11 protein-coding genes are annotated in these 12890 nt (G+C 46.6%); 3 read left to right on the forward strand and 8 right to left on the reverse strand.

The window, feature by feature from the left end:
* Window positions 1-20 precede the first annotated feature (20 nt).
* Window positions 21-1658 carry a hypothetical protein gene (locus LVD14_RS11995; protein WP_237134304.1) on the forward strand — a complete coding sequence of 546 codons (1638 nt, stop codon included), beginning with the start codon at window positions 21-23 and terminating at the stop codon, window positions 1656-1658.
* A gap of 27 nt (window positions 1659-1685) precedes the next feature.
* Here LVD14_RS11995 and LVD14_RS12000 read toward each other — a convergent pair whose 3' ends face one another.
* A complete protein-coding gene (locus tag LVD14_RS12000) occupies window positions 1686-2627 on the reverse strand; it encodes a glycosyltransferase family A protein (protein ID WP_237134305.1) in 942 nt (313 codons plus the stop codon).
* Window positions 2615-3616 carry an ATP-grasp fold amidoligase family protein gene (locus tag LVD14_RS12005; protein WP_317622718.1) on the reverse strand — a complete coding sequence of 334 codons (1002 nt, stop codon included), beginning with the start codon at window positions 3614-3616 and terminating at the stop codon, window positions 2615-2617. The genes LVD14_RS12000 and LVD14_RS12005 overlap by 13 nt, the downstream gene beginning before the upstream one ends.
* Before the next feature lie 1075 nt (window positions 3617-4691).
* Here LVD14_RS12005 and LVD14_RS12010 point away from each other — a divergent pair.
* Both LVD14_RS12010 and LVD14_RS12015 read left to right on the forward strand, forming a co-directional pair.
* Window positions 4692-6119, forward strand: a complete 1428-nt coding sequence (locus tag LVD14_RS12010) for a mannose-1-phosphate guanylyltransferase/mannose-6-phosphate isomerase (RefSeq protein ID WP_237134307.1) — start codon at window positions 4692-4694, stop codon at window positions 6117-6119.
* A 93-nt stretch (window positions 6120-6212) separates the two neighbouring features.
* Entirely contained in the window at window positions 6213-7052 is an 840-nt protein-coding gene (locus LVD14_RS12015) for a polysaccharide pyruvyl transferase family protein (protein WP_237134308.1), read from the forward strand.
* Here the strand turns inward: LVD14_RS12015 and LVD14_RS12020 are convergent.
* From LVD14_RS12020 to LVD14_RS12045, 6 genes are all read right to left on the reverse strand, one after another.
* Window positions 7049-7915, reverse strand: a complete 867-nt coding sequence (locus LVD14_RS12020) for a polysaccharide deacetylase family protein (RefSeq protein ID WP_237134309.1) — start codon at window positions 7913-7915, stop codon at window positions 7049-7051. The genes LVD14_RS12015 and LVD14_RS12020 overlap by 4 nt on opposite strands.
* Before the next feature lie 36 nt (window positions 7916-7951).
* Complete coding sequence (locus LVD14_RS12025) at window positions 7952-9115, reverse strand: ATP-grasp domain-containing protein (RefSeq protein ID WP_237134310.1); 1164 nt, start codon at window positions 9113-9115, stop codon at window positions 7952-7954.
* Window positions 9112-9666, reverse strand: coding sequence for an acyltransferase (locus tag LVD14_RS15570; protein ID WP_237134311.1), 555 nt, complete (start codon window positions 9664-9666; stop codon window positions 9112-9114). The genes LVD14_RS12025 and LVD14_RS15570 overlap by 4 nt, the downstream gene beginning before the upstream one ends.
* Entirely contained in the window at window positions 9666-10778 is a 1113-nt protein-coding gene (locus LVD14_RS12035; RefSeq protein WP_237134312.1) for a CapA family protein, read from the reverse strand. The genes LVD14_RS15570 and LVD14_RS12035 overlap by 1 nt, the downstream gene beginning before the upstream one ends.
* A complete protein-coding gene (locus tag LVD14_RS12040) occupies window positions 10778-11566 on the reverse strand; it encodes a WecB/TagA/CpsF family glycosyltransferase (protein WP_237134313.1) in 789 nt (262 codons plus the stop codon). Before LVD14_RS12040 ends, LVD14_RS12035 begins: the two co-directional genes overlap by 1 nt.
* A gap of 84 nt (window positions 11567-11650) precedes the next feature.
* Window positions 11651-12850 carry a glycosyltransferase family 4 protein gene (locus tag LVD14_RS12045; protein WP_237134314.1) on the reverse strand — a complete coding sequence of 400 codons (1200 nt, stop codon included), beginning with the start codon at window positions 12848-12850 and terminating at the stop codon, window positions 11651-11653.
* Window positions 12851-12890 lie beyond the last annotated feature (40 nt).

The raw sequence follows: 12890 nt of genomic DNA on the forward strand, positions 1-12890 counted from the left end.
CTATGAATAAGTCTCAGCTGGTGGCTCCAGCATTGGTTTTCTTAATCTACATTGCTTGTGCAGTCTGGCTGATGCTGACTGGGCACCCGCACGAGGATGCCTACATCCTCAATATCTATGCCCGTAATCTCGCTGACGGCCACGGCATCAGCTACTTCATCGGGGGACCCGCCGCTGAGGGTGCGACCGACTTTTTGTGGATGCTCTTGCTGGCACTTGGCGAATTTATCGGAGTTGACGCCGCCTCATTCGCTCATCTTCTCAATGGTATCGGCCTAATAGCAATTACCTGCGTTGCGACACGGCTATTGAGCCAGGACAGCGCTCATTGGCATTACCATGTGAGCGCAACATTACTGATTGCGCTGATCGTAACATCACAAATAGCTCAGTCATCATTGTCCGGCTTCAGTGCCGGTTTTTATTGTGGCGCAATCGCTCTGCTGTTCTGGCTGCTTTACATTCAAGACAGCAGACACCTTGTCTGGATACCGGTGATCAGTATTGTAGTTGCGCTCACCAGGCCCGATGGAGCCATCATCGGTGTGACAGCCACTCTCATTGGCTTTTTCATTGCCTGCCGCCATAAGCAGATAGAACCCTTCCTGAAAGTATCCGCCATCTGCTTGTGTATTGGCGCATTCTATTTTGCCTGGAGAGTCATTTATTTTGATCAGTGGTTACCCCTTCCCCTAATCGTCAAAAGCGCAGACGCACAATCATTGCCGGGCTTGCGCGGGCACATAGGCTGGGCTCGTCACAACTTTTATATCGGCGTCATTGCCTTAATAGCTTTCGTGGTCATGCGGCAGCGATGGCGATTGTTACTCGCCTCGTTGCCCATCGGTGCCCTTCTGTTCGCATTGCTGTTCGCTACTCAGTCCCAGAACATTGCAGATCGTTTCCAGGCACCTGCAACTACTGTATTGATTCTGTGGTGTGCCATATTCCTGGATTCGCTAATCCGGCGGGACTTTGCGCCTGGGCTTTCTCGCTTTCCAATAGCAATCCTGATGTCAACCGCACTTGTTCTGTTACTGTTAATTCTAGCCACCAATCAATCCTTCAAGGCGACTGTCAGCAGAGCGGCAAATCTGCGAGCGTTTCAATACATCAACACGTTTCCTTACTATCTAGCACGCCACACCCCTCCCAATTCCAGGCTGGCGTTAACGGAGGCCGGTAGATTCGCCTATTGGCTACCGGGCCAGAAATACGATTTGATAGGACTCAATACTGCAGAGTTTGCCCATGAGTTGGCGACACCTGACGCTATTGCAGCTCTTCGCGCAGACCTGATATTTGTGCACATCGCTGGTAACGCTGATTTTGGTCCTTATTGCCAACAGGACTTTTGTGAACTTAGCGCTCAGCAGGTCAGGCAGAGCATGACTAAAGAAGATCCTGCATGGTCTGAAATCCGTGACTCGGTTGTTCGCTCGCCACTTGCCGCAATTTCATATTATCTGAATCACCCTGAAGACTTTTTTGCATACGCAGTGCAGTACAGCGGTGGCTACCATCATTTCTTTCTGTTGAGCAAGAGCGGATTGATTACCAAGGAAAGCTTTGAGTCAGCCCTAACGTTTAGCTTTGAGGACGAGTGCAATCGTTCGTACTGGCAATTACGCTACAGCCATCCGCCCCATATCTGCTAGCGATTGGTGCATAACAGTCGTATTGCATCACTTAGCAATACCCTCGCTGGTCTTTTTATACTCAACACGCGGCGATCCATAATGAGCCAGCATTCTCTTAACCGCCAGGTCGTTACCCCCATCCAGAGGATTGTTTCGGTCCGACAGTGCAACTCCGTTGGCATCGGCGCCGGGCCAGCTGAAACGTTTTGTTGATCTCTGCGTGCGACGAATAGAATAGCCACGCATCAGTGCATGCCAGGTAAACCACACATCGTCCTGCAACGGGCAAAGCTCACGTGCCAGCTCATAATCACAGGCCTCCGGCCCCAGGCTTCCCGGCGGGAACCAGACGCCGCCATGGCCAATGAGAAAACCACGGTCGGAAACAGCGCCTGGCTCCATTGCAGGCCATTGTCGGTACGTTACTACCCTACCCTCTGTGTCACACCACAAGCGACCAAAGTGGCAGACCACTTCATTGTCAGACCGGTCATGGAGCAGGGATTTAAGCCAGTCCGGCGCCTGGTACATGTCGTCATCAACAATCACATGATTCACGTCATAGCCAAATGCCTGCAGTGCAGGTATTAACTTCTTGTATGACCCTAGATCGTCCACATAACGAATATCCAGACCATAAGCCTGAAGTTTGAACACAGCGGCTGGCAATTGTGGCTTGTCACCCCTGGCGACCCAAAGAATCAGATGATCTGGTTTAACTGTCTGCCGCAACAGGCACCGCAGGGTCAAAGCCAGGCACCAGAATCTGGGCGGATGGCTGGTTAATGAAACAACAACTTTCGTTGGGAGTTGATGCGGCCTGGAACTGAAGCTCGAAAAAAAGGGGAAACGCATCACGAAAGGGAGCCATAGACGCAACCACATATATAAAACATGAATGCGCACACGACCAAGCAAGAGCCAGAACGCGCGCAAACCCGGCACGCGCTTTAACTTTTTTCGCGAATTGGTATCTACCAGGGCCATCGGCGGGCCGGTCCCGGGAATTCAGAGCAGACCAGCTCCCTGATTTTTGTACGATCCAGAGGAATTAGTTTGCCCAACTCAATATTTCCTTCCGATTGGTACATGCCGTTAAGAGGCGAGAAGGTCATTTCCCCGACGACAATGCGGCCCGGGAGGTTATACAGGTCGACACGGACATACTGAAACCCGCGCGACATGGTCTCTGCCACTTCCAGCAGGGCTTGCCAATTTTGGGGGCGTTTAAACTCGAAGACACTGATCATGTGCTGATCGAAATTTAGTCCCATCACTTTGCCATCACGGTCGGTAATGATTTCCTTCGTATTCCGCCCCCTGTCATAAATATACTGCAACCAAAGCACCTGACCGTTTGAGCAATGAAATTTGAAGTCTGGCGGCGGCGTACCATCGACAAAAGGCAGCATCTCCTCTGCGAAGACGTTTTTAGGAATTGGCCAGTATTGCCATTCTCCTCCGCTTATGCCGAAGGTGCGGCCAATTGCTCGATCCAGACAGTACTTATAACGTTTCGCTGGAAAATCATTTTTGTTGTGGACAAAATAGACCGACCCGGAATCATGGTTAGCCTTCAGAACAAACTGTTCAGGCATGTTCGTGACGTCGAGATCGTGGTAACTCGAGCCCTGTGACAGCGTGGTCGCCACATATCCTGGACCAAGGTACTGATGTACAAGCTGCTTAAGTGCCAATTTATCAGTCAGCCCAACCATGCGGATATCCTGTCCAAAGAGTTTGAGCCAATGGATTTTGTCGTTGAAGGATTCGCCGGAAACTATATTGGGAAAGCTTCTCTGACTTATCCAGCAGGCCTTATGGATGGCATGGAAAAGGGGCAAGTGACGGTCAGTAAGCGGCAAGTATAGAGAATCACTTTGCCATTTGTCGTTTAGCTGGTGTCTGATCGCGAACTGAAACTGGGTTTTACGTGTAACGGTTCGAACTTTTCTAAGGATTTTTCTATACAGCACTTAGTCATCTACATCTTGTTCAGGGAATACACCTTATACCGTCACACCCTTAAGTAGGTCAAACAGATTCATCTGCTCTATCAGGGCATCCTACGCAGGCTGTGATTTCAACAAACTAGCTCAGGCAGAAAAGCGAGGTGCAGACCTTCCGCAGTGGCACTGTCAGTGCATCACCCATGTCATACACCTCCTGAGAATCTTTCTATCGTCCTGCCGGACAATGCGCCGCGGCAGGCGCGTGGTGCAGAAATTGCGATAGCTGAATTCAGGCCAGGACCTGGACTGCTGGAACAAGCAGGTTCATACACGAGGTAATGCCCAGAGTCGGTTAAAATAGGGATCGCAAAGCGACAGCCGGAAAGCTCGTTTACCAATAGGGTTTCACGTTCAAAAGAACTCATTCTGAGCAAGTGGATCCCGTCAGCATAGAAACCGACAACCCCAACTGAGACAAACCTTTCGGGTGGGCTATAGTGCTACGCTTGCCTACTTCAGCTCATTGATGAGCGTACCCGTACCCTGTGGGTAATCGGCGTCACACTACTCTGTATTGTCGCCTTTCAGCTGATCACCTACGCCGTCCTAGCCATCAGCCAGTCGCCGATGCTGCCAGTCATTTTTTGTCATAGAAACCTTGGCACCCGGCATCATTGCACCAATCACCACCTGGATCATCATTGGCTCCATCATCAAGATGAAGCGGATGGAGGAGCTGCACAGGCAGCGTACCGTGTGACGATCTCAGCATACTACTGACGCCCTGGGCCTTTCTGGAGCGGTGCCAGACAGGTCTTGAAAAGACTTCGGCAGGATGTCGAAAACAATACCGTCGATTTCCAAGGCAAGAAAATCAGGGTGACCATCAGTGTTGGGATTGCGAGCACGGGGACTGAAACTAATCGACGCTAGAGTAGCTACTGCGGCGTCCGATGGGGGCGTATCAGACGAAGGAATTGGGTGGAACCGGATTGAGTTGGTGGAGTGATGAGCCCATTCAGGCTATAGACCGCCCTATTTGCCCTTGCTAGACTGACGCGGATAAAAGCAAAATCAGCAACAGGAGCTCTCCCAATTCATGCAGGTCATTCCGGTTATCCTCTCTGGTGGTTCAGGTACTCGCCTTTGGCCACTCTCGCGTAAGCACTACCCGAAACAGTTTCATCGACTTACTGGCGGAAAAAATAGCTTGCTACAGGAGACTGCGCTGCGAGTGCAACACTTGTTGCCACCTATTATAGTTTGCAACGAAGACCACCGTTTTATGCTAGCAGAGCAGCTGCAAAGCATCGGTATCAAACCGGCTGCAATAATTTTGGAACCTGAGCCTAAGAATACTGCTCCTGCCATCGCACTAGCTGCACTCAAAGCCCAGAACATAAACCCAGATGCGACATTGGCAGTCTTTCCAGCAGATCATGTCATCCGCGATCAAGACGCTTTCCAACTGGCTTTGGATATCGCCGCCTCCGCTGCTGAGAGCGCCGAGACGCTTATCACATTTGGGATCGTGCCAACTCATGCAGAAACCGGTTACGGCTATATCGAAATGGCTGAAAACAATCAGCCAACTTCAGTCGACAGGATTGCCAAGGTCAAACAATTTATCGAAAAGCCAAAACAGCCAGCCGCTGAAAAGTACTTGCAAAGCGGCAGGTATCTCTGGAACAGCGGCATGTTTGTATTCAAGGCATCGACTTATTTGAATGCACTGAATGAACATAGGCCAGAAATACTGAACAGCTGTAAATCTGCTTACGAGAAATCAAAAGAGGATCTGGATTTTATTCGCGTTGATGCGGACGCTTTTGCGCAATCACCAGCAGACTCCATCGACTATGCAGTCATGGAAAAAAGCAGAAATGTCAGCGTGGTCCCACTTGCGGCAGGCTGGAGTGACATAGGCAGCTGGCGTGCAATATGGGAGATACTGGAAAAAGATCAAGCCTCGACAGCGTCGGTAGGAGATGTGATCAGTATTAAATCGAGCAATACACTTCTGCACAACGACAATAAGGATAAGCTGTTGGTGGCCATTGGAGTAGATGATCTTATTGTAGTAGACACCCCAAATTCATTATTGGTCGCTCACAAAGATCACGTTCAGCAGGTAAAACAAGCAGTCGACCAGATAGCTAACGGTGATCGAAATGAGCACCTATTCCATCGTGAAGTTCATCGCCCTTGGGGTAGCTATGACTGCATTGACTGCGGAGACCGCTATCAGGTCAAGAGAATTAAAGTTAAACCCGGAGCTTCTCTCTCATTACAGATGCATCATCACCGGGCTGAACATTGGGTGGTTGTATCGGGAACAGCGCAAGTTCGGGTCGGGGAGAAAGATTCGATTCTTAGTGAAAACGAATCTATCTACATTCCACTTGGAGAAGTGCATCGACTGACCAACCCAGGAAAAGTCCTGCTCGAACTAATTGAAGTGCAAAGTGGAAGCTATCTTGGAGAAGATGACATTGTGAGACTAGATGACGCATTTGGGCGCTGCTGAGTAATCAAATCTCATACAATCTTTGATACGAAGAATTAATCAGTCTTGCCTACTTGATGTAGATACTAGTTTGAAACAGAGTTAATTCAATAAATGCGCCAAATCAACTTATCGTATTTCAACAAACCAGACTTGCCCAACTTTGGTGACGATCTGTCACCCAAAATCGTACAGCAACTAACTGGATTAAAAGTGACTCACACAAATCCCTCCGCCGCAGATTTGATTGCTATCGGTAGTATTCTAGACTTTTGGAACTCAAGTACGAAATTTTATCTCAGGAAGATCAAAGATAGATTGCCTGGCGGGCAGCGATTGGCGATATGGGGCTCCGGCCTGATGAAACCAAAAAATTTAAAGCTACCTCCATGCAACGTTTTGGCTCTTCGCGGACCACTGAGCAAGAAATATGCAGGCATCATAGACGCAGAAGTCGTGCTAGCAGACCCTGGCATACTCGCGCACCAACTAGTTGATAAGGTAACTAAGAGTGAAAACGTCGGCATCGTGCCACATTACGTGGACAAAAACGATCGAGTAATCAAAGCTTTAAGAAAACTGCCAGGCTATAAAGTCATAGATGTAGAGCGGACATGCGAATTAGTTTGTAAAGAGATAGCAAGTTGCAATCTCATCCTTTCTTCCAGTCTCCATGGTCTAGTAGTGGCCGATGCATTCGGTATCCCAAACGCCAGACTCGCACTGTCGCAGAAAATCATAGGTGGCGATTTTAAGTTTCATGACTATGCTTTAGGAGTAGAACGAAATGAGATTCCAACATTCGCACCTGCGTCTATAGCAGATATAAGATCAATTGTTAGAAGAATAAAAGACCAACCATCCATGGCTGGACACGAAGTCATCGAAGCAAAATCCTACGAGCTACGGACCAAACTGCAGCAATGGGTAGAACTGATACATAGAACTGGCTAATTAGACAAAGCAGCCAATTCGATTGTTTTTGCTGATCGCCAATCCACAGAGCGAATCGCATCAGCGGCACTTACGAACTCAAACTTATCTAGCAATGTGACTAGTTTCTTCGTCGAACCAGAGAGTCCAACATAGCTTTTGAAATGTCTAAATCGAGACAAATTAGGTACAATTGGCTGATCCGGATCGAAATCTCTCGGATGAAAATATGTCATAATATATTGCTGTCTTGAAAACAGCGAGTTGAGCAATATGGAGGGAAGGATCCGGAAGTAACCCCCCCCAGAAAAAACAAAATTACTCCCCAGAACATTCACTACCGACATAGGCAATTCGAAGATTTTATAGCCATTCAATGTATTAAGAATACATGGCTCCGATAACGTAAGGTCAGACAAACCACCATGAGCCCTACTAGCCGGGAACACTGACGAGTCATATCTTATCCCCTCCTCATACAAAATATCATAAACCCAGAGATTGTCCTTCGTAACTGAAAAACCTGGCGCCCTATAGGATTCCACATTTAAGCCAGTAGCATCTGAAATAGCATCTATAGCCCGTTTTAAGTCCGCACGAAATTCCAGAGGAGATTGCGTATAAGCCAACTGATGCTCATATGAATGACATCCGATTTCATGACCGCTTTCCGCCAAGTTTCGAATTAACTTTGGGTACTTTTCAGCTATCCAACCCAGGCAGTAGAATGTAGCCTTTATTTGCCTTTCATCTAGTACTTCAACAATTCGCCGAAGATTTCGTTCAAAGCGAGGAGAGAATTCTGACCACGTATCTGGACCGGAAATGCCGGGAACCTCCAATAAGTGGAACCAATCTTCCAGGTCAAAGGTAAGGATTTTCATCAGAGTCTCACGCTAATCTAGTGACGGGAACATTAGCTATCCCTTGTTAAAAAATTTGTTCTTTAGAAATTTAGGACTTGTAAATTTTGAAATCTGAACCAGAAGAGAAGAGACAATTGAAAACTTAAACGCCCGATAGCAGTCAACTCTCATGGCGCCGTTTCGTAATGTACCAAAAAGATCTATAAGCCCGGAGAGTCTAAGTCTAAACAACAGTACTATCGCTCTAGCGAGGTCCAACGTAATAAAGTGAACATATTTACTAGGCCTCCACTCATGACTCGTCGGCCTCGGCCCCAAATAGCTTTCAAAAACGTCGTCAACGAAGTCAACAGAAGCACAGTAGGAGTATTTCACACAAGCTGGAAGGCGGGGATTTACTTCAATGGGATAATACTCATCTGGACCTGGGGACAAAATATCAAAATCAATTACCCCATCCCAGCTGAGCTCTTTAATTATTTTAGAACAAATATCGTGAATCTCATTTATTTCCACAATTTCGCCGAAAGTGCAACTTCCGCCTGACACAGGGAAGTACCGCATTTTATGCAAGCAGACCCCATTCAAAAGCCTCCCGTCTTTGCAGCTAGCTGTAAACTTATATTGCTTTGCACTCTCTACGAACTGCTGAACATGGTAGCCTTCAAACTTCGAAACGTTAAGTGATTGTAGTTGCGACCGATCAGAGACAACTAGAAAACCTCTAGCACCACTTCCTCTATTGGGCTTAAGAATCCACGGTAAAGGAATATCACACGAGTCTAGAGTCTGTCTGCCTACTTCTATTTCCAGTCGGCGATAAGGCAATACCGGCACATTCAAGTTCGTACAAAGATCAAGAAACTCCGCCTTATCGGACACCAAAAGAACGCCATTCACATCTGGCATTACAGTTCTAACATTTTGGGGGAATGCTGCTGATTGATCAATCAGCAGTTGTTGGTAGGTCTCATTGAGCGCATAAAGGAATACCTCTTGATATACGTCGAATACGTCTCTAATTCTGTAGTCACATGAAAATTTAGCCAATTCATCTAGGTGAATATTCTTCTCGACATATCGATTAAATGAGCTGTAGAACACAGTCCCGTTTCCAACACATATTATGTGAACATCACGAACCCTGAATGAGTCAATACAGTACAGGACTTGAGGTGTTTCAGCGCCAAGTAGAATAATAGCGCGTTTCAGTTTCATCTTCGGTGACCAGTCAGCTTGGCTGGTACTCCAACATATATGCCATTCGCTTCCAGTTTGCCTCTGACGACTGAACCAGCGGCTATTACACAGCCGTCCTCAATTACAGTACCTGCAAGAATTATAGAACCTGCGCCTATCCATACATCATTGCCGACGACGATATCCGCTTCGTCATAGTTCTGAGTCTTAGAAGGAGTTCCTTTCTCAAACCGATGGTTATAGGCAAACATCATTACATTTGGACCTGTATGTACATAGTTCCCAAGTAGTATTTTAGCTTTTGCCTTGCCTGCTTGTAATACGTTTCCGTGGTTTATTAAAACATTGTCACCGACAAAAATGCGCTCTGCATGCCTGAGCAATGCAGTAGGATGAATATCCGACCTATGTCCCACTGAAACAGAACTTCTAGGGACAACGAAATTTACAAACCAGTAAGCTAGACTATAGGCGAAGTATTTCCATGTCCTAAACCGGAGCAAAGACAACGACACCCGCGCCAGGTATGCGCCCTTCGATGGCTTTATATACTCTACATCTCGCTCCACTATGAAATGTCCTTCGTGGTGATCTTCTTTCGGTTATTCTCTATCGCATCATAATCGGTTGATGTGTCACGTCTGTCTTTCTTAACCCATGAGAAATACCTGAGAACCTCGTCTTTTCTTTTTACAAGTTGACGATACGTGCCTTTGACCCCTCGCGATCTCACAAGGAAAGACAGAGTAGATACCACATGGGAAGCCAAGTTAACCCTATAAATGAAATTAAAAACTGCCTTGTAGAATCCACTTGGGAGCTTCAAAAGAAGAGAATTCCACTTGAATACCAGCAAGCAAATAATTTTATTCAAGCCCTTTGTTTCAGATACATGGTAGTCATCATTCCGACAGAACTTGACAGCATAGTCTATTATCTTAGACTGACAATCTCTGCTTTCCGATAAACTGAAGTCGAAAATCATAGATGTTCTTCTTCTCATAGACTGACCGTCCATCAAAAAGTCACCCAGATTGTAGCAGATGACCTTCTCTTTATATCGCTCTATGGCGCCGAAGCAGTGACTGTGGGCAGTAATCACCAGATCAACACCAAGATCGATCAATTGGTACACCCTCTCCCTAATCATCGGACTTGGCAATCTACAGAAAAGCAAACCCGTGTGCAGGTAAAGTACAACGAACCTTCCCTTCTCACGCGCACTATCTATGGACTCCAGGAGCTCATCTGAGTACATGTAGAGATATTTGAATCTTGACTCACTTGGAAACGGGATATTCATCATGTCTGACGCAAATATGAAATCCACAGCCCCTGCATTAAGCGGTTCAAACCTGTCCGAGAACAATCCACCGTGCAAAAACTTGTATCCGTCAAGGTAGTCAACAGTTGACTGCATTCCTGCATCACCGAGGTCATTTATGTGATTATTAGACAGAGAAAACGCAGAAACAAACTGTAGATGTTCCATAAATTCTGGACGTCCTTGGAATACCAAGTGATCCAGACTATCGTCCACTTCCCGTGCTATTGGCGCTTCCAGGTTCGCAACCACAAATCTCCCAGCAAGATGCGATTTCAGGTCATGTGAAACAACCCCCCGATCTGAAAGTTCGACCAATCTAGCCGGACAGATGTCACCCAAGATTGAATACTGCATCAGTTGTGAGCCCTTCCGAACAGCTTCGTGAATGCCTCATAGATCATTTCACGGAGGATAAAGAAAAATGGCTTTATAAAATACTTGGCTCGTTTGGTTTGTGTAAATATCCTAAACAACCACTCAAAGCCATATCGCGCGACAAACTCTGGAGGCTTTCTCACATTCCCCGCAACGTAGTCAAAGACCAAACCCACACCTACAACTGTACTCAAGGCAAGTTCGGACGACAAAAAGGCTCCAATATTGTCTTGTTTTGGCGCACCCAAACTAACCCATACGACTTCTGGATCGAAATTCTTCAATCTCTGTAGGTTCATAGTTCGTTTAATTTCATCTTCGCTACCATATGGCAATGGTTCAAACATAGACAGTGCTGGCAACCTACCTGCCTCTTGAAGCGCATTACGAAGTTTGTCTAAAGTTGATGCATTCGTACCCAAAAAAAGATGCCGCTTCTTTGAAACTTCCGAGTCAGTAAGCAGATGATTGAAAATATCAATGCCACGAATTCTGACCATGTTTGTAAAGCCACGCCATTTCAATATTCTGAAGATTGGCATTCCATCTGGAACAACAATATCTGCTGAGTTGACCAAATCACGATAGTGCACGTTTTGGGTCGCGTGATAAAGAGCACGTGCATTTAGCACACACACTCTCTGGCCAGATACACCAACGCTTCTTTTGAACAACGTGAGCCGCTCACTATCAATAACAGTGAAGTTCACTCCGGCCACAATACTTCGGGCCGTACAGCTCGATGCTTCAAGACGATGTTCCTTCATTCTACAATGCCCACTTTTATACTATTCATTTTAATATTGCACAATATCACGGATTCGCCAATGTGGATTCTGCCTTGTGTGCTGCTACTTACGACTCAACTGACTGACTTCACGCGCACGTTCGTATATACCAATAAGCTGCTTGTAATTTGTTTTCTCGGTGTAGAGCGACTCAAAGGACTGACGAGCCGAGGCAGACATTCGACATAGCTTCTCAGTATCGAAAAATGTCTCACGAATTGATGTTAATAAAGAGTAGCTGTTTCCCGCCTGAAATACGACGCCATTGACTCCGTTTTGTACAATACTTGGAAGCGGCCCAAGGTCTGACACGACAGAGGGCGTTCCAAATGCGAATGCCTCGCGAAGAACCATTGGGAAGCCTTCAAACCATTCTGAGGGCAAAACAAGCAGCCGAGATCTTGCTATGTACTGCTGCGCAATATCGGCCTGCACTTGTCCCTTAAACTCTATATTTAGACCCTGCGATTCAGACTCCATATACTGCCTCAAAGGGCCATCTCCTATAACACGTAGCAACGGAGCACTGTCCCCCCATCGCCGCCAAGCCTCCAACAATGTCTTGACGCCCTTTTCAGCACCTAGCCTACCGACGAAAACAACACAATTCTCTCTCGCTGATATCGGGACCCATTCAGGGTCACCAGCATAAAAATTTGGCTTAACGTGTATTTTCTCCTTTGGAAAGCCGCCCATCACCATTTGATCTTTCTGGAATTGAGACAATGCTATAAAGGCGTCTACTTTGCTATTCCACGTTCCAATCTTTCTATGTAAAGCGACATTAGCGGCAAGCGGAACAGTCGACAGCCTGCTTCCTCGATAACAACCATGCAATAGCGATGGCAGCACAGATCTCTTATAAATGCATTCGGTACACACATTCCCGTTTCTCATTGGGATCGCAGCAGGACATAAAAGCCTATAATTGTGTAATGTAATCACCTTAGCAATACCGCTACCAATCGAATGAAAAATAGAAGGTGATATCATTGGGAATGTATTGTGTACGTGAACAATATCTGGCCGAATCTCATTCACTTGTTCGCTCAAACGACGTGCAGAAAAAGGATTCCATGGCGTAGACAAAGACGCCCTAATCAACCCAAAAGTACCTTGCCTACGAACATCATCGCTGTATCGGGAATATCTTATAACCTCATTGCCACCGTCTATCAGCAGCTTTTCTTCCGCATCCACAACAATGTTCTCACCGGATGGCGCTCCAGAACCGTAGTAATTGTGGACTAGTAATATACGCATCCAGTAAGCCTTCCATTTCCGAATTATCAAATTTAAACGG

This window comes from Pseudohongiella sp. O18, assembly GCF_021729085.1.
Classification (GTDB): Bacteria; Pseudomonadota; Gammaproteobacteria; order Pseudomonadales; family Pseudohongiellaceae; genus Pseudohongiella.